The sequence below is a fragment of the Mycolicibacterium houstonense genome, from assembly GCF_900078665.2.
GTDB lineage: Bacteria > Actinomycetota > Actinomycetes > Mycobacteriales > Mycobacteriaceae > Mycobacterium > Mycobacterium houstonense.
The window spans coordinates 5,188,385-5,204,686 of the sequence record NZ_LT546207.1 but is presented as its reverse complement, the minus strand read 5'-3'; the positions used below and the strand labels follow the sequence as shown (position 1 = coordinate 5,204,686).

The following is a 16,302-nucleotide window of genomic DNA, read 5'->3' as shown; positions in this document are numbered from 1 at the left end:
CGAGGCCCGCGCCGCGCGCAGGGCCGCCTCGGCGGCGGTCTGTGGCCAGCCGCGCAGATTGAACTTGTGTCGATGCGCCCGGCCCAGGGCATCCCGCGCCTCGTCGCTGGCCGCGGAGACGCCCGGGAGGTCGACGAGCGGTGCGAGTGGATCGGTCATAACCGAAAACGCTAGCCGACCGCTGAACGCCGTCTCGCCGACCGTTGGGCGCAGCAGGACAGCCGTCCGGCACACGGCTTGTGACGTCCCAACGCGGGTGCAACCTTTGGTGACTAGGCTCACACCCATGTCAAACCCGTCAGCGACGTCCACCGAAGTTCCGTCAGCCTATCCGCCGCCTGCCGATTTCGCGGCCAATGCGAACGCGACGGGCGAGTTGTACGCCGAGGCGCAGCAGGATCGCCTGGCGTTCTGGGCCGCCCAGGCCAACCGGTTGAAGTGGCAGACCCCGTTCGGCGAGGTCCTGGATTGGTCGGAGGCACCGTTCGCGAAGTGGTTCGTGGGCGGCAAGCTCAACGTGGCCTACAACTGCGTCGACCGGCACGTCGAGGCGGGCAACGGTGACCGGGTGGCCATCCACTGGGAGGGTGAGCCCGTCGGCGACGCCCGCGACATCACCTACGCCCAGCTCAAGGACGAGGTCAGCAAGGCCGCCAATGCGCTGGCCGCACTCGGCCTGACCGCCGGTGACCGTGTCGCCATCTACATGCCGATGGTCCCCGAGGCGATCGTGGCGATGCTGGCCTGCGCCCGCCTGGGCGCCATGCACAGCGTGGTCTTCGCCGGGTTCTCCGCCTCCGCGCTGAAGGCGCGCGTCGAGGACGCCGAGGCCAAGCTCGTCATCACCACCGACGGCCAGTACCGCCGCGGCAAGGCGGCTTCACTCAAGGATGCGGTGGACGAGGCGGTCGCCGACCAGCCCAGCATCGAGCACGTGCTGGTGGTCCGCCGCACCGGGATCGACGTCAACTGGACCGACGGCCGCGACCTGTGGTGGCACGAGACCGTCGACCCGGCCTCGCCCGAGCACACCCCGGAGGCCTTCGACTCCGAACAGCCTTTGTTCCTGCTGTACACCTCGGGCACCACCGGCAAGCCCAAGGGCATCGTGCACACCTCGGGCGGCTACCTCACCCAGGCGGCGTACACGCATTACAACGTGTTCGATCTCAAGCCCGAGACCGACGTGTACTGGTGCACCGCCGACATCGGCTGGGTCACCGGGCACACCTACATCGTCTACGGCCCGCTGGCCAACGGTGCCACCCAGGTGGTCTACGAGGGCACCCCGACCTCACCCACCGAGCACCGTCACTTCGAGATCATCGAAAAGTACGGCGTCACAATCTATTACACAGCGCCGACGCTGATCCGCACGTTCATGAAGCTGGGCCGCCAGATCCCGGCCGCGCACAACCTGTCGAGCCTGCGGCTGCTGGGTTCGGTCGGCGAACCGATCAACCCCGAGGCCTGGCGCTGGTACCGGGAAGCCATCGGCGCCAACAAGACTCCGATCGTCGACACCTGGTGGCAGACCGAGACCGGCGCGATCATGATCTCCCCGCTGCCCGGTGTCACCGCGGCCAAGCCGGGGTCGGCCATGACCCCGCTGCCCGGCATCTCGGCCAAGATCGTCGACGACGACGGCAACGAGCTGGTGCCCGGCGCGGATGAGGCCGAACACGTCACCGGCTACCTGGTGCTCGACCAGCCGTGGCCGTCGATGTTGCGCGGCATCTGGGGTGACCCGCAGCGGTTCAAGGACACCTACTGGTCGCGATTCGCCGAGCAGGGCTGGTATTTCGCCGGTGACGGCGCCCGCTACGACTCGGACGGCAACATCTGGGTGCTGGGCCGCATCGACGACGTCATGAACGTCTCGGGGCACCGCATCTCGACCGCCGAGGTGGAGTCGGCCCTCGTCGGGCACTCCGGCGTGGCCGAGGCGGCGGTGGTCGGCGCCAGCGATGACACCACCGGACAGGCGATCTGCGCGTTCGTGATCCTCAAGGCCAGTGCGCACGGCGGTGCGGACACCATGGTCGAGGAGCTGCGGGCTCAGGTGGCCACCGAGATCTCGCCGATCGCCAAGCCGCGCGAGATCCACGTGGTGCCCGAGCTGCCCAAGACCCGAAGCGGCAAGATCATGCGCCGGCTGCTGCGCGACGTGGCCGAGGGCCGCGAGCTCGGCGACACCTCGACGCTGGTCGACCCGAGCGTGTTCGAGGCCATCCGCGCCAGCAAGTAGGAGAACGCCTAGCCGACCGGGACGAAACCCGTTCCCGGTCGGTTCTTGGCGGTGATGTCGGCCAGCTGGGTGTTGAACGACATCGTCACCGCCGGCGTGTGCAGCGGCACGAACTGCACCACGCACGTGGGCAGCTCGTCCGAGTAGGCGCCGTGGATCATGCCCACCAGGCGGTTGTTGACCGTGACCGGCGCGCCGGAATCACCCGGCTGCCCGCACACCTGGTTGACGATGGTGCCCGGATCCTTGCCCGGGCCCCACGTCACGCCACACGAATAGCCGGTGGTGCGACCGAGCTTGCACGCGACCTCGCCGAAGGCCGGGTCCGGCCCGAGACCGTCGATCTGGAATCCGTTGACGTTCTTGGTAGGCGTCACTTTGGCCGGGTCGAACTGGATAACCGCGTAGTCAAGGCTGTCGTTGCCCGCCACCATCGTGCCGACGATCCCGGCCGCGTCGGCCCCTTCGGCCGACACCGTGGCACCGGGACCACCGCAGTGTGCCGAGGTGAAACCGATCAGCCGGCCGGCGTTATCGTGCCCGATGGCGGTGAGCGTGCAGAACGACTCCCCGTTGACCACGATGCCCGAGCCGCCACCCAGCACCACCGGCGGCGCGGCATACGCCCGCGCCGGGCTGAGGATCGCGACGAGAGCGATGAGCGGTGCACCAATGAGCAACTGCCGGCGGTGTCTGCTCGTCAAGTGTCCTCCAATCGACGCGCCCGACCCGCGCAACTCAAAGAATTGCGGCCAGTCTACTAAGGCTCCGATGTCGGCCGGGATCGTTAACGGGTTCGCCGCATGGCAACATGAACGCCATGAGCACAGGCGACCGCAGGGACGGCGTTCCGACGACGGTGACCTCGATTCCGCTCGTCGACCCGCACGCCCCCAAGCCGGATCCATCTATCGGCGATCTCGTCAAGGACGCCACGGCGCAGGTGTCCACGCTGGTGCGCGCCGAGGTGGAGCTGGCCAAGGCCGAGATCACCCGCGACGTGAAGAAGGGCCTGACCGGCAGCGTGTTCTTCATCGCCGCGCTGGTGGTGCTGTTCTACTCGACGTTCTTTTTCTTCTTCTTCCTGGCCGAGCTGCTCGACACGTGGCTGTGGCGCTGGGTGGCCTTCCTGATCGTGTTCGGGCTGATGGTGCTGGTGACGGGCGCGCTCGCGTTCCTCGGCTTCCTGAAGGTGCGACGAATCAGGGGTCCGCAGCAGACCATCGAATCGGTCAAGGAGACCCGTGAGGCGCTGACACCCGGCCACGACAAGGGCGCGCTGCCTGCCGTCCCGGCCCGGCCGGCCACCGACCCCTCCGGCTGGTAATGCCCCCGCCCGACCCGTCGATCACCAGGATCGAGGGGCCGTGGCGGCATCTGCAGGTGCACGCCAACGGCATTCGGTTCCATGTGGTGGAGGGCGAGAGCTCGCAGCCCGAAACTGACCGTCCCTTGGTCATCCTGCTGCACGGGTTCGGATCGTTCTGGTGGTCGTGGCGGCACCAGCTCACCGGTTTGTCCGACGCGCGTGTCGTGGCAGTCGATCTGCGCGGCTACGGCGACAGTGACAAGCCGCCGCGCGGTTATGACGGCTGGACCCTGGCCGGCGACACCGCGGGCCTGGTGCGCGCGCTGGGGCACAAGACCGCGACCCTGGTCGGGCACGCCGACGGCGGCCTGGTGTGCTGGGCGACGACCGTGCTGCATCCGCGGGTGGTCGACGCGATCGCCGTGGTGAGCTCACCGCATCCGGTGGCGCTGCGGTCCTCCACGCTGACTCGCCGTGACCAGGGCCGCGCGTTGTTGCCGTCGATGCTGCGCTACCAGGTACCGATGTGGCCCGAGCGCCGGCTGACCCGGCACGACGGGGCCGAGCTGGAACGCCTCGTGCGCAGCCGGGCCGGCACCAGATGGCAGACCAGCCAGGACTTCTCCGACACCATGGGCCATCTGCGCCGGGCCATTCAGATCCCGGGAGCCGCGCATTGTGCGCTGGAGTATCAGCGGTGGGCGGTGCGCAGCCAGCTACGCGGCGAGGGCCGTCGGTTCATGCGGTCGATGAAGCGCCCGATCGGGGTTCCGGTGCTGCACATGCGCGGTGACCTCGACCCGTATGTGCTACCCGACCCGGTGCTGCGGACCCAGCACTACGCACCACACGGCCGGTACGTATCGATCACGGGGGCAGGGCATTTCGCCCACGAGGAGCAGCCCGAGGCGGTCAACGTGCAGCTGAGCCGGTTCCTGGCCCAGCTGCACGGCTGATCAGGAGCTGATGCAGGTCCCGGTCGGGACCCGCTCGGTGCTGCCGACCTTGGCCAGCTGATGCTCGACTTCCTTGGCGGTCAACACGAATCCGGTGTCGACGTCGTCGACGGCCGCGCCGAACACCACGCCCAGCACCTTGCCGGCCCGGTTGATCATCGGACCGCCCGAATTGCCTTGCCGCACCGTGCCCCTGACGGTGTAGACCTCGCGGGTGACGGTGGTGGTCCGGTAGATGTCGGGACCGTTGAGCTCGATGATCTCGCGGACCCGGGCCGGGGTGGCCAGGAAGTCACCGCCACCGGGGTAGCCCATCACCACGGCATCGGTGCCCTGCGGGGCGGGTTGCTCGGCGAACTGCAGCGGGGTGATCGGCAGGTTCGGCACGTCGAGGATCGAGATGTCGGCGTTCGGGTCGTAGGACACCACACCCGCGTCGTAGGTCTTGCCGTCGGCCTCGATGGTCACGCTGTCCGCGCCGGCCACCACGTGGGCGTTGGACATCACCCGGTTGGGGGCGACGACGAATCCGCTGCCCTCCAGCACCTTCTGGCAACTGGGCGCGATGCCGCGGATCTTGACCACGGCGGGCCGGCTGGTCGTGACGATCGGATCGGTGGCCAGCGAGGCATCCGGAGCGTCGACGTTGACGATCGGCGTCCGGCCGAACGGTTCGAGCACATCGGGCAGCCCGGAGGTGTCCAGCAGCGCCGACAACCGGTTCGGGACCGACCGCAGCCAGCTCGGCGCCACCTTGTCGACCTCGGTGAGCACCCGCGAGTTCTTCACGGCCGCAGCGAGATTGGGCTGATCCGAGTTGGTCAGCAGGCTGCCCAGCAGCCACGAGGCGACCAGGACGGCGACCAGCATCAGGCTGACCCCGACCACGGAATCCAGCGCGCGCAGCAGCGGGTTGCGGATCGTGCCGCGTACGGCACGGCCCAGCACCACACCGGCGATCTCACCGATCACCACCAGCGCCAGGATCAAGAACAGCGTGGCGAACAGCTTGGTGCGGTCACCGCTGATGTGCGGGATCACGTGGGGCGCCAACAGCACGCCTGCCACCGCGCCGAGCACCACACCGATGAACGACAGCAGGGATCCGAGCGCGCCGGAGCGCCAGCCCGAGATGGCTGCGACGAACCCGATGCCGAGGATGGCGAAATCGAGCCAGACCGAAGGTGTCATCTATATCCACTTCAACATTGGGCTTCACCGTAACCGTTGGCACGCCCGACGAGGGCCATTGCCTCGTCGAGTCCGCGGACGTCATCGGTGTTCCACGGCTTGGCCCAGCCGGCGACGTCGAGGATCGCGGAGATGACCTGGCCGGTGAAACCCCACACCAGCATCTCGTTGAGGAGGAAAGCCGGGCCGGCGAACCGGCTGGTGTTGGCTTCCCGGTACACCATGAGCCGGTTCTCCGGGTTGGTGAAGGCACGGACCGGAACGCGCGCGACGACGGCGGTCTCGGATTCGTCGACGACGGCCACCGGTCCCGGGTCGGGCGAATAGGCCAGCACCGGAACCACGTGGAAGCCCGACGGCGGGATGAACATCTTCTCGAGCGTGGCCAGCGGGTACAGCCGGCTGGTGTCGATGCCGGTTTCCTCGGTGGCCTCGCGGAAGGCCGTGCCGACCGGCCCCTCGTCGCCGGGATCGGTGGCGCCACCGGGGAATGCGGCCTGGNGGCCTGGGCGGCCAGGTTGTTGGCTTCGACGATGCCGGCCAGCACCTCGGGCGGCACCCGCCTGCGGTAGGCGTCGGGCACCCGGTCGAGGTTGTCCACCAGCGGCTTGAGCCACGCCGGGGCCGCATCCGGGAACAGCCCGTCGCGCGTCGATCTCACCCCGGGTGCTCCTATCGGCTAGAGCGGATCTTCTCGTCGACCGCCGCCGCGATCTCGTCGGCGCTGACGAAGGAGCGGGGCAGGGTCCCGGCCACGCTACCGTCCGGGCGCAGGACCACCGTCGCAGGCATCACATTGGGCACCTTCAGCGCCGCCGCGATCAGCCGCCGGCCGTCCTGCAAGGTGGGCAGCCGCACCCCGAGTTCGGCCAACCGGACCAACGCCGCCGTCTCGTTCTCGTCCTGATGCACGGTCACCACGAGCACGTCATCGCCGACCCGGNTCGCGGCGCGGCCAGGGCCTCGGGGGTGTCGGCGTCGCGGTGATCGCGCGCGGTGGACTGTCCGGGTCCGGCCTGCGGAGCCGGTTCGTCGCGCAGTTCCATCCAGAAGGCGGTGCCAAGGGCCACCAGGATCACCAGGACCGCCACGGTCCACCTGGCCGATCGACTCATCGTGCGTTCACAGCCCGGCCAGGGCCAGCAGATGCTCGGTCTCAGGGCCCTTGACCAGCGCGGCGGCGGTTTCCGGATCGGTGGGCCCCAACCCGAACGACGGGCAGTCCTTGGCCAGCACGCACACACCGCAGGCGGGCTTGCGGGCGTGGCAGACGCGGCGCCCGTGGAAGATCACCCGGTGGCTGAGCAACGTCCATTCCTTGCGTTCGATGAGCTCACCGATCGCGAATTCGACCTTGACCGGATCCTCCTCGGCCGTCCAGCGCCAGCGCCGCACCAGCCGTCCGAAGTGGGTGTCGACGGTGATGCCGGGGATGTCGAAGGCGTTGCCCAGGATGACGTTGGCGGTCTTGCGCCCGACCCCGGGCAGCGTCACGAGGTCTTCGATGGTGTCGGGCACCTGGCCGTCGAAGCGGGTGACCAGCTCCTGCCCCAGCCGGATCAGCGAGTTGGCCTTGTTCCGGTAGAAGCCGGTCGGCCGGATCAGCTCCTCCATCTCGGTGCGATCGGCCTGCGCGTAGTCCAGCGCGGTGCGGTATTTGAGGAACAACGCCGGCGTCGTCAGGTTCACCCGTTTGTCGGTGCTCTGCGCCGAGAGGATGGTCGCCACCGCCAGTTCCAGCGGGTTGGTGAAATCGAGCTCGCAGTAGACATGTGGGAACGCCCGGGCCAGTTCACGATTCATCCGTCGAGCCCGACGCACCAGGCCCAGGTGGGTTTCGGTGTCCCACTTCTTGGACCGGCGCGTTTTCCCTGTTGGGGCGGCAGACGCAGTCACGTCAGTCAGCGTACTGACCTCGCCGGACAATCCGTGGCGCGGACCGGTGACGATTCGTAACCCCACCGAGACCTACGCCGTGTTAACTACTGCCTTGTGTCGTGGTTGCTGGTGGCGCTCATTCCGGGGTTCCTCATGCTGGCGGCGTTCGGGCTCGAGCGGCTCGAATCGGGTTTGGTCCGCGAGCCGGACCCGGTGGGGGCCGTGGCGCGCCCCAAGCCGGTGACCATCGACCTGGAGAGTGAGCGTTTGCCGACGCGCTACTTCGAGCCGCAGGCCATCAATACTGGGTTTCCGGCGTCCCGACCTGTCAATCGTGTGTAGCGTGGGCTAGTCGCGAAACCGCGTACCTCTAGACTGAGCAGGAAGTATCAGTAAGAGGACAACACACCCAATAGCTTAAGGGGCAACGTGGACGAGATCCTGGCCAGGGCCGGAATCTTCCAGGGAGTCGAACCGACCGCCGTTTCGGCGCTGACGAAGCAGTTGCAGCCCGTCGACTTCCCGCGCGGGCACACGGTCTTCGCCGAGGGCGAGCCCGGCGACCGGCTGTACATCATCATCTCCGGCAAGGTGAAGATCGGCCGGCGTTCGCCGGACGGTCGCGAGAACCTGCTGACCATCATGGGCCCGTCGGACATGTTCGGCGAGCTGTCGATCTTCGACCCGGGGCCTCGTACCTCGAGCGCCACCACCATCACCGAGGTGCGCGCGGTGTCGATGGACCGTGACGCGCTCCGCGCCTGGATCGCCGACCGGCCCGAGATCGCCGAGCAGCTTCTGCGCGTGCTCGCCCGTCGTCTGCGTCGCACCAACAACAACCTCGCCGACCTCATCTTCACCGACGTTCCCGGCCGGGTCGCCAAGCAGCTGCTGCAGCTGGCCCAGCGGTTCGGGACGCAGGAGGGCGGGGCGCTGCGCGTGACGCACGACCTGACCCAGGAAGAGATCGCCCAGCTGGTCGGCGCTTCCCGCGAGACCGTGAACAAGGCACTGGCCGATTTCGCCCACCGCGGCTGGATCCGGCTGGAGGGCAAGAGCGTGCTGATCAGCGACAGCGAGCGGCTGGCGCGCCGAGCGCGTTAGTCCCGCGCCGCGCTAGTCCCTCAGATAGTCCAACTGGGCCTGCACGCTCTTCTCGGCGGCATCCCAGAGCAACTGGTCGACATCGGTGTAGACGTGCTCCACGACCTGGCGGGCCGTGGCGTCGTCGCCGAGTTCCCGTAACGCTGCCCGTACCTGGTCCAGCCGCTCCTGGCGGTGGGCCAGGTACATCGCGGTCACCCCGGCGAGGTCGGGGAGGTCGGGCCCGTGCCCCGGCAGCACCTTGCGGGCACCGAGGCCCTGCAGGCGGCGCAGCGATTCGAGATAGTCCCGCAGGCTGCCGTCTTCGGTGTCGATGACGGTGGTGCCGCGGCCCAGCACGGTGTCGGCCGTCAGCACCGCGCCCTGGCCATGCTCGTCGTCGAGCACGAACGACAGCGAATCGACGGTGTGTCCGGGGGTGGCCATCACCTTGATCCGCAGCCCGGCCGCGTCGATCACCTCGCCGTCGGTCAGCGGACCACCGAGACCGCGCAGGAACCCGCTGCCGACCGAGCGCACGGTGGCGCCCGTGAGGTCCACGATCCGGTCGATGCCGCCGGTGTGGTCCTCGTGCTTGTGGCTGATCAAAACCAATGCGACGGTGCCGATTTCGGCGATGCGCGCGATGTGCGCCTCATCGTCGGGGCCGGGGTCGACGACCACGATCTCGTCGCTGCCCCGCCCACGCAGGATCCAGGTGTTGGTGCCCTCGAGCGTCATCAGGCCGGGGTTGTCACACAACAGCACCGAGGCCGAAACCGTGTCGGTTTCGACGACCGGCCGCAACAGCCCGTAGGCCGGGTGCTCGATCACGCGGTTGCCTCTCCTGATGCTCGATCGCTTACGCGATCTCGGCGATGATCTCGACTTCGACCGGCGCGTTGCGCGGCAGTTCGGACACACCGACGGCAGAACGCGCGTGAGCGCCTGCCTCACCGAAGATCTCACCGAACAGCTCCGAGGCACCGTTGATGACACCGGGTTGCCCGCTGAATCCGGGGGCGGACGCCACGAAACCGACCGCCTTGACGATCCGGAGCACGCTGTCGATCCCCACCAGCGCGTGCACGGCGGCCAGCGCGTTGAGGCCGCAGACGCGGGCCAGCTCCTTGCCCTGTTCGGGAGTGACCTCGGCGCCCACCTTGCCGGTGGCGAGCAGTTCACCGTCCTGGATCGGCAGCTGGCCGGCGGTGTAGACCAGGTTCCCGGTGCGCACCGCGGGCACGTAGGCGGCCAGCGGCGCCACCACGCCGGGCAGTTCGATGCCGAGCTCGGCCAGCCGCGCGCTCACGCTCATTTGGGCCGCTTCAGGTAGGCCACGTGCTGCTCACCGGTCGGTCCCGGCAGCACCGATACCAGCTCCCAGCCGTCGTGTCCCCACTGGTCGAGAATCTGTTTGGTGGCGTGGGTCAGCAAGGGCACGGTGGCGTACTCCCACCGGGTTGGTTCGCTCATGGGCTGAGCTTATCGGTCGGACAGCCAGGCTTGGTTAGCATGCACTGGTGGCAACCACTGAGAGCGGCGCCAAACATGTCGGCTGGCCGTCGCGGCTGACCAAGGCCCGGCTGCATTTCGTCTCCGGCAAGGGCGGTACCGGAAAGTCCACCGTCGCCGCGGCCCTGGCCCTGGCGCTGGCCGCCGGAGGCCGCAAGGTGCTGCTGGTCGAGGTGGAGGAGCGTCAGGGCATCGCCCAGCTCTTCGACGTGCCTCCGCTGCCGTACGAGGAAATCAAGGTCGCCACCGCCGACGGCGGCGGGCAGGTCAACGCGCTCGCCATCGACATCGAGGCCGCGTTCCTCGAATACCTCGACATGTTCTACAACCTCGGTATCGCCGGCCGGGCGATGCGCCGGATCGGGGCCATCGAATTCGCCACCACCATCGCACCCGGCCTGCGGGACGTGCTGCTGACGGGCAAGATCAAAGAGATCGTGACGCGCGAGAAGAAGGACGCCAAGGGCAAGCGCGGCGTGTATGACGCCGTGGTGGTGGATTCGCCTCCCACCGGCCGCATTCCGCGGTTCCTGGACGTCACCAAGGCGGTCTCCGACCTGGCCAAGGGCGGCCCCGTGCACTCCCAGGCCGACGGCGTGGTCAAGCTGCTGCACTCCGAACAGACCGCCATCCACCTGGTGACGCTGCTGGAAGCGCTGCCGATCCAGGAGACCCTTGAGGCGATCGAGGAACTCACCGAGATGGGCCTGCCGATCGGCAGCGTCATCGTCAACCGCAACATCCCCGCCTACCTGGCTCCGGAGGACCTGACCAAGGCCGCCGACGGCGACATCGACGCCGACGCGGTCCGCGCCGGCCTGGAGAAGGCCGGAATCTCCTTGTCGGACAATGACTTCGCCGGCCTGCTCACCGAGTCGATCCAGCACGCCACCCGGATCGCGGCGCGGTCCGAGAGCGCCGAACTGCTCGACGCCATCGACGTGCCCCGCCTCGAGTTGCCGGCGCTGGCCGACGGTGTCGACCTGGGCAGCCTGTACGAACTCGCCGAAGCACTCGAACAGCAAGGGGTCAGATAGTGAGCACCAAACCGCCCGCCCTTGACATGCACACGATCCTGTCCGATACCGCCAATCGCGTCGTAGTGTGTTGCGGCGCAGGCGGAGTCGGCAAGACCACCACGGCGGCCGCGATGGCGCTGCGGGCCGCCGAGTACGGCCGGACCGTTGTGGTGCTGACCATCGACCCGGCCAAGCGCCTGGCCCAGGCACTGGGCATCAAGGACCTCGGCAACACACCGCAGCGGGTTCCGCTGGCGCCGGAGGTGACCGGTGAGCTGCACGCGATGATGTTGGACATGCGCCGCACGTTCGACGAGATGGTGGTGCAGTACTCCGGCCCGGACCGCGCCGATTCCATTCTGGAGAATCAGTTCTACCAAACGGTGGCGACGTCGCTGGCGGGCACGCAGGAGTACATGGCGATGGAGAAACTCGGCCAGCTGCTGGCCGAGGACAAGTGGGATCTGGTGGTGGTGGACACCCCGCCGTCGCGCAACGCCCTGGACTTCCTCGACGCGCCGAAGCGGTTGGGCAGCTTCATGGACAGCCGGCTGTGGCGCATGCTGCTGGCCCCGGGACGGGGGATCGGGCGGCTGGTGACGGGTGCCGTCGGGTTGGCCATGAAGGCGCTGTCCACCGTGCTCGGCTCGCAGATGCTTTCCGATGCAGCAGGTTTCGTGCAGTCGCTGGACGCCACCTTCGGCGGTTTCCGGGAAAAGGCCGATCGCACCTACGAATTGCTGAAGCGTCGCGGCACCCAGTTCGTCGTGGTGTCGGCGGCCGAACCCGATGCGCTGCGCGAAGCCTCGTTCTTCGTAGACCGGTTGTCGAGCGAGCACATGCCGCTGGCCGGCCTGATCCTCAACCGCACCCATCCCACGCTGTGCGAATTGCACGCCGAGAAGGCCGAAGAGGCCGCCGACGAACTCGCTGCCGAAGATCCGGAATCGTTGACCGCCGCGGTGCTGCGCATCCACGCCGATCGGGCCCAGACGGCCAAGCGCGAGGTCCGGCTGCTGTCCCGATTCACCGGCGCCAACCCGCACGTGGCGATCGTCGGGGTGCCGTCACTGCCGTTCGACGTGTCCGATCTCGACGCGCTGCGCGCGATCGCCGATCAGATCACCGGAGTGGCAGAGCCGGTCTGAAACGTTGTGCCGCCGCGCCGTTTAGACGGCGCTGCGGTGCTTGCGCTGGGCGGCGAAGAACTCGGCCCAGGAGTTGACCTCGGGGTGCTGCTTGAGCAGAGCGCGGCGCTGACGTTCGGTCATCCCGCCCCACACTCCGAACTCCACGCGGTTGTCCAGGGCATCGGCACCACATTCGAGGATCACCGGGCAATGCCTGCAGATCACCGCGGCTTTGCGCTGGGCAGCACCGCGGACGAACAGCTCATCCGGATCGGCCTGGCGACATCTCGCTTGGGAGACCCACGCGATCCGGGCTTCACCTTCGCCACGGTGGACAAGGTTGGTGGCGGGGGCGGAAGCGTTCATCTTGTCTGCGACAGTTCGTGTACCTGACACCAGCGATCCCTTCGTTCCTGCCATCTCCCCAGATAGCGGGCCTTGAACCCTCCGGTGTAGAACGCTGTTGCGATCTACGCCACATTGCGCCAGCCCGTGTTACCTGGATCGCACTGTGTGTCCAAGCTAGGTGGTCAGAGGGCATTTGTGCAACAGTTTGTCCGCCACTTTTTTGGGACGCCCGTGCCGTCTGACCGGTGTCAGGTCGCATCACGCTGTTTCCGCAGGCGAACGGGATGCGTCTGTGGGCCCGCTCGCGGGAGGCCGCGGCCGGGGCGCTAGTTACTCTGTACCCATGCCGGAGCAGCCGACACGACCGCCCGCGCAGCCACCTCAAGCGGTCACCATCATCAAGCTTGCCTGGTGCTGCCTGCTGGCCGCCGTGCTCGCTGCGACGTTGATGTTCCCCGTGGTGGGCGGATTCGGGCTGATGTCCAACCGGGCCTCCGACGTGGTGGCCAACGGATCGGCCGCCCTGGTCGACGGCGAGGTTCCGCAGGTCTCGACCATGGTCGACGCCAAGGGCAACACCATCGCCTGGCTCTATTCGCAGCGCCGTTTCGAGGTGCCCAGCGAGCAGATCGCCAACACCATGAAGCTCGCGCTGGTGTCGATCGAGGACAAGCGGTTCGCCGAACACAACGGGGTGGACTGGCAGGGCACGCTGACCGGCCTGACCGGATACATGCGCGGCGACCTGGACACCCGCGGCGGTTCCACCATCGAGCAGCAGTACGTCAAGAACTACCAGCTGCTGGTGGTCGCGCAGACCGATGCCGAGCGCCGCGCCGCGATCGAGACCACCCCGGCGCGCAAGCTGCGCGAGATCCGGATGGCGCTCACGCTGGACAAGACGTTCACCAAGCCCGAGATCCTGACCCGCTATCTCAACCTGGTCTCGTTCGGCAACGGCGCATTCGGCATTCAGGATGCCGCGCAGACGTATTTCGGGGTCAACGCCTCCGAACTCAACTGGCAGCAGGCCGCCCTGCTGGCCGGCATGGTGCAGTCCACCAGTGCACTGAACCCCTACACCAATCCCGACGGCGCCCTGGCCCGCCGGAACCTGGTGCTGGACACCATGATCGACAACATCCCGCAGGAGGCCGAGGCGCTGCGCGCGGCCAAGCAGGAGCCACTCGGCATCCTGCCGCAACCCAACGAGCTGCCGCGGGGCTGCATCGCGGCGGGTGACCGGGCGTTCTTCTGCGACTACGCGCTGGAGTACCTGGCCCGCGCCGGCCTGTCCAAGGAGCAGGTGGCCAAGGGCGGTTACCTGATCAAGACCACGCTGGACCCTGATGTGCAGGGGCCGGTGAAGTCGGCGATCGACAGCATCGCCCGCCCAGACACCCCGGGCATCGCCAGCGTGATGAGCGTGATCAAGCCGGGCAAGGAGTCTCATCCCGTCCTGGCGATGGCCAGCAACCGCACCTACGGCCTGAACACCGACGCCGGCGAGACCATGCAGCCGCAGCCGTTCTCACTCGTGGGCGACGGGGCAGGCTCGATCTTCAAGCTGTTCACCACGGCCGCGGCCATGGACATGGGAATGGGCATCAACACCCAGCTCCCGGTCCCGGCCCAGTTCCAGGCCAAGGGGCTGGGCAGCAGCGACACCCCGGGCTGCCCGCGGGAGACCTGGTGTGTGAAGAACGCGGGCGGCTACCGCGGCACGATGAACGTCACCGACGCCCTCGCGACGTCGCCCAATACCGCGTTCGCCAAGCTGATCTCGCAGATCGGCGTGCAACGGTCGGTCGACATGGCGGTCCGGCTGGGGCTGCGCTCGTACGCGCTGCCCGGCACCGCCCGCGACTACGACCCGGAGAGCAACGAGAGCCTGGCCGATTTCGTCAAGCGCCAGAACATCGGCTCGTTCACCCTGGGCCCCATCGAGGTCAACGCCCTTGAGCTGTCCAACGTGGCCGCCACCCTGGCCTCCGGCGGCACCTGGTGCCCGCCGAACCCGATCGCCCAAGTGCTCGACCGGCACGGCAACGAGGTCTCGGTGACCACCGAGACGTGCGATCAGGCGGTGCCCGAGGGCCTGGCCAACACGCTGGCCAACGCGATGAGCAAGGACGACCGGGCCGGCGGCACCGCGGCCGGTGCGGCCGGATCGGTGGGATGGGATCTGCCGATGTCGGGCAAGACCGGCACCACCGAGGCGCACCGCTCGTCGGGGTTCCTCGGCTTCACCAACCAGTACGCGGCCGCCAACTACATCTACGACGATTCCTCCACCCCCGGTGAGCTGTGCTCGTTCCCGCTGCGCCAGTGCGGGGACGGTGACCTGTTCGGCGGCAACGAGCCGGCCCGCACCTGGTTCGCCGCGCTGAAACCGATCGCCAACAACTTCGGTCCGGTCGTGATGCCACCGACCGATCCGCGTTATGTCGACGGCGGCCCGGGTTCCGTGGTGCCGACCGTGACCGGCCTGGACGAGACGGCGGCCCGCCAGCGGCTCAAGGAGGCCGGATTCCAGGTGGCCGACGGTGCCGCCTCGGTCAACAGCAGCGCGCGCTACGGCACCGTGGTCGGAACCGCGCCCAGCGGGCAGACGATTCCGGGCTCGATCATCACGATCCAGATCAGCAACGGCATCCCGCCGGCCCCGCCGCCGCCTCCGGTGGCGTTCCCGCTGCCGGGTGGACCGCCGCCGGAGATCGGTCAGACCGTGGTCGAGATCCCCGGTCTGCCGCCGATCACCGTCCCCGTGCTCGGGCCTCCACCGCCCCCGTGAGCATCGGTTCGCAGTAGGCTGGCCACCATGTCAGTAAAGAAGGCAGCTGCCGTCACCGCCGGTTCGCTGGTCGCCGGCATCGGCTACGCGTCCCTGATCGAGCGCAACGCGTTCGTCCTGCGGGAAGCGACGATGCCGGTACTGGCCCCTGGCTCGTCGCCCCTGCGCGTACTGCATCTGTCCGATCTGCACATGCGGCCCAACCAACGTCGCAAGCAGGCCTGGCTGCGTGACCTGGCCCGCCTCGAGCCCGATCTGGTGGTCAACACCGGAGACAATCTGGCGCACCCGAAGGCGGTGCCCGCCGTCGTGCAGTCCCTCAGCGAGCTGCTGTCGGCGCCCGGGCTGTTCGTGTTCGGCAGCAATGACTACTTCGCCCCGCGGTTGAAGAATCCGCTGAACTACATCACCAACCCGCAGCAACGCACGCACGGTGAGCCACTGCCCTGGCAGGACCTGCGCGCCGCGTTCACCGAGCGGGGCTGGCTGGACATGACCCATGTCCGCCGTGACATCGAGGTGGCCGGGCTGCACCTGTCGGTGGCCGGGGTCGACGATCCGCATCTCAAGCGCGATCGCTACGACACCATCGCCGGCCGGGCCAACGGTGCGGCGAACCTGACGCTGGGGCTCACCCACTCCCCCGAGCCCCGGGTGCTGGATCGCTTCGCCGCCGACGGCTACCAGCTGGTGCTGGCCGGGCACACCCACGGCGGGCAGCTGTGCCTGCCGTTCTACGGGGCCATCGTGACCAACTGCGAGCTGGACCGGTCGCGGGCCAAGGGCGCCTCGAAGTGGGGATCACACATGCAGTTGCACGTGTCGGCGGGC

16 protein-coding genes and 3 pseudogenes are annotated in these 16,302 nt (G+C 68.2%); 9 read left to right on the top strand and 10 right to left on the bottom strand.

Features of this window, described 5'->3' with window-relative positions:
* Positions 1 to 159 (bottom strand): annotated as a pseudogene (locus BN4332_RS34670) (oxidoreductase); the annotation flags it as partial.
* Positions 160 to 286: 127 nt separating this feature from the next.
* Here BN4332_RS34670 and acs point away from each other — a divergent pair.
* Positions 287 to 2,248: an acetate--CoA ligase gene (acs, locus tag BN4332_RS26155; protein ID WP_066902353.1), complete on the top strand. Its 1,962-nt coding sequence runs from the start codon at positions 287 to 289 to the stop codon at positions 2,246 to 2,248.
* 8 nt (positions 2,249 to 2,256) lie between these two features.
* Here the strand turns inward: acs and BN4332_RS26150 are convergent, their stop codons facing one another.
* Positions 2,257 to 2,952: a S1 family peptidase gene (locus tag BN4332_RS26150; RefSeq protein ID WP_066902352.1), complete on the bottom strand. Its 696-nt coding sequence runs from the start codon at positions 2,950 to 2,952 to the stop codon at positions 2,257 to 2,259.
* A gap of 116 nt (positions 2,953 to 3,068) precedes the next feature.
* Between BN4332_RS26150 and BN4332_RS26145 the strand changes: the two genes are divergently transcribed.
* Both BN4332_RS26145 and BN4332_RS26140 read left to right on the top strand, forming a co-directional pair.
* On the top strand, positions 3,069 to 3,575 hold the full coding sequence (locus BN4332_RS26145; protein ID WP_066902355.1) for a phage holin family protein: 507 nt from the start codon (positions 3,069 to 3,071) through the stop codon (positions 3,573 to 3,575).
* On the top strand, positions 3,575 to 4,513 hold the full coding sequence (locus BN4332_RS26140) for an alpha/beta fold hydrolase (RefSeq protein ID WP_066902351.1): 939 nt from the start codon (positions 3,575 to 3,577) through the stop codon (positions 4,511 to 4,513). The genes BN4332_RS26145 and BN4332_RS26140 overlap by 1 nt, the downstream gene beginning before the upstream one ends.
* On the opposite strand, the gene marP is transcribed toward BN4332_RS26140, so the two are convergent.
* From marP to nth, 4 genes and pseudogenes are all read right to left on the bottom strand, one after another.
* Positions 4,514 to 5,704 (bottom strand): acid resistance serine protease MarP, encoded by a 1,191-nt coding sequence (gene marP, locus BN4332_RS26135; protein ID WP_066902350.1) that lies wholly within the window; start codon positions 5,702 to 5,704, stop codon positions 4,514 to 4,516.
* Positions 5,705 to 5,715: 11 nt separating this feature from the next.
* Positions 5,716 to 6,365, bottom strand: a pseudogene (locus BN4332_RS26130) (NUDIX hydrolase).
* 11 nt (positions 6,366 to 6,376) lie between these two features.
* Positions 6,377 to 6,819: pseudogene (locus BN4332_RS26125) on the bottom strand (TlpA family protein disulfide reductase).
* Between the two features lie 7 nt (positions 6,820 to 6,826).
* Positions 6,827 to 7,600: an endonuclease III gene (gene nth, locus BN4332_RS26120; RefSeq protein WP_074133194.1), complete on the bottom strand. Its 774-nt coding sequence runs from the start codon at positions 7,598 to 7,600 to the stop codon at positions 6,827 to 6,829.
* Between the two features lie 96 nt (positions 7,601 to 7,696).
* Between nth and BN4332_RS26115 the strand changes: the two genes are divergently transcribed.
* Together BN4332_RS26115 and crp are read left to right on the top strand one after the other, a co-directional pair.
* Positions 7,697 to 7,924: a hypothetical protein gene (locus BN4332_RS26115; protein ID WP_066902348.1), complete on the top strand. Its 228-nt coding sequence runs from the start codon at positions 7,697 to 7,699 to the stop codon at positions 7,922 to 7,924.
* Positions 7,925 to 8,011: 87 nt separating this feature from the next.
* Positions 8,012 to 8,686 (top strand): cAMP-activated global transcriptional regulator CRP, encoded by a 675-nt coding sequence (crp, locus tag BN4332_RS26110; RefSeq protein ID WP_003883807.1) that lies wholly within the window; start codon positions 8,012 to 8,014, stop codon positions 8,684 to 8,686.
* A 12-nt stretch (positions 8,687 to 8,698) separates the two neighbouring features.
* Here crp and BN4332_RS26105 read toward each other — a convergent pair whose 3' ends face one another.
* Genes BN4332_RS26105 through sp36 form a run of 3 tightly spaced genes read right to left on the bottom strand, consistent with a single transcriptional unit; the run spans position 8,699 to position 10,141 of the window.
* Complete coding sequence (locus tag BN4332_RS26105; RefSeq protein ID WP_200820442.1) at positions 8,699 to 9,496, bottom strand: MBL fold metallo-hydrolase; 798 nt, start codon at positions 9,494 to 9,496, stop codon at positions 8,699 to 8,701.
* A 31-nt stretch (positions 9,497 to 9,527) separates the two neighbouring features.
* A complete protein-coding gene (locus BN4332_RS26100) occupies positions 9,528 to 9,983 on the bottom strand; it encodes a RidA family protein (protein ID WP_066902346.1) in 456 nt (151 codons plus the stop codon).
* Complete coding sequence (sp36, locus tag BN4332_RS26095; RefSeq protein WP_018603531.1) at positions 9,980 to 10,141, bottom strand: Sp36 family protein; 162 nt, start codon at positions 10,139 to 10,141, stop codon at positions 9,980 to 9,982. Before sp36 ends, BN4332_RS26100 begins: the two co-directional genes overlap by 4 nt.
* A 44-nt stretch (positions 10,142 to 10,185) precedes the next feature.
* Here sp36 and bagA point away from each other — a divergent pair, with 44 nt between their 5' ends.
* Both bagA and bagB read left to right on the top strand, forming a co-directional pair.
* The gene (bagA, locus tag BN4332_RS26090; protein WP_200820441.1) at positions 10,186 to 11,217 is read left to right on the top strand and encodes an ATPase BagA; all 1,032 of its coding nucleotides are present in this window, start codon (positions 10,186 to 10,188) and stop codon (positions 11,215 to 11,217) included.
* A complete protein-coding gene (bagB, locus tag BN4332_RS26085) occupies positions 11,217 to 12,347 on the top strand; it encodes an ATPase BagB (RefSeq protein ID WP_066902344.1) in 1,131 nt (376 codons plus the stop codon). Before bagA ends, bagB begins: the two co-directional genes overlap by 1 nt.
* A 21-nt stretch (positions 12,348 to 12,368) precedes the next feature.
* On the opposite strand, the gene BN4332_RS26080 is transcribed toward bagB, so the two are convergent.
* Entirely contained in the window at positions 12,369 to 12,695 is a 327-nt protein-coding gene (locus BN4332_RS26080; RefSeq protein ID WP_066902343.1) for a WhiB family transcriptional regulator, read from the bottom strand.
* A 325-nt stretch (positions 12,696 to 13,020) separates the two neighbouring features.
* Here BN4332_RS26080 and ponA2 point away from each other — a divergent pair, with 325 nt between their 5' ends.
* Entirely contained in the window at positions 13,021 to 15,471 is a 2,451-nt protein-coding gene (gene ponA2 / locus BN4332_RS26075; protein ID WP_066902342.1) for a transglycosylase/D,D-transpeptidase PonA2, read from the top strand.
* A 27-nt stretch (positions 15,472 to 15,498) separates the two neighbouring features.
* Positions 15,499 to 16,302: metallophosphoesterase (locus BN4332_RS26070; RefSeq protein WP_066902354.1), on the top strand; the 804-nt coding region annotated here is incomplete at its 3' end.

Excerpts from the sequence above, each read along its gene's own strand:
- acs (WP_066902353.1), top strand. The coding sequence starts at position 287 with ATGTCAAACCCGTCAGCGACGTCCACCGAAGTTCCGTCAGCCTATCCG.
- BN4332_RS26145 (WP_066902355.1), top strand. The coding sequence starts at position 3,069 with ATGAGCACAGGCGACCGCAGGGACGGCGTTCCGACGACGGTGACCTCG.
- BN4332_RS26140 (WP_066902351.1), top strand. The coding sequence starts at position 3,575 with ATGCCCCCGCCCGACCCGTCGATCACCAGGATCGAGGGGCCGTGGCGG.
- marP (WP_066902350.1), bottom strand. The coding sequence starts at position 5,704 with ATGACACCTTCGGTCTGGCTCGATTTCGCCATCCTCGGCATCGGGTTC.
- BN4332_RS26100 (WP_066902346.1), bottom strand. The coding sequence starts at position 9,983 with ATGAGCGTGAGCGCGCGGCTGGCCGAGCTCGGCATCGAACTGCCCGGC.
- sp36 (WP_018603531.1), bottom strand. The coding sequence starts at position 10,141 with ATGAGCGAACCAACCCGGTGGGAGTACGCCACCGTGCCCTTGCTGACC.
- BN4332_RS26080 (WP_066902343.1), bottom strand. The coding sequence starts at position 12,695 with ATGAACGCTTCCGCCCCCGCCACCAACCTTGTCCACCGTGGCGAAGGT.
- ponA2 (WP_066902342.1), top strand. The coding sequence starts at position 13,021 with ATGCCGGAGCAGCCGACACGACCGCCCGCGCAGCCACCTCAAGCGGTC.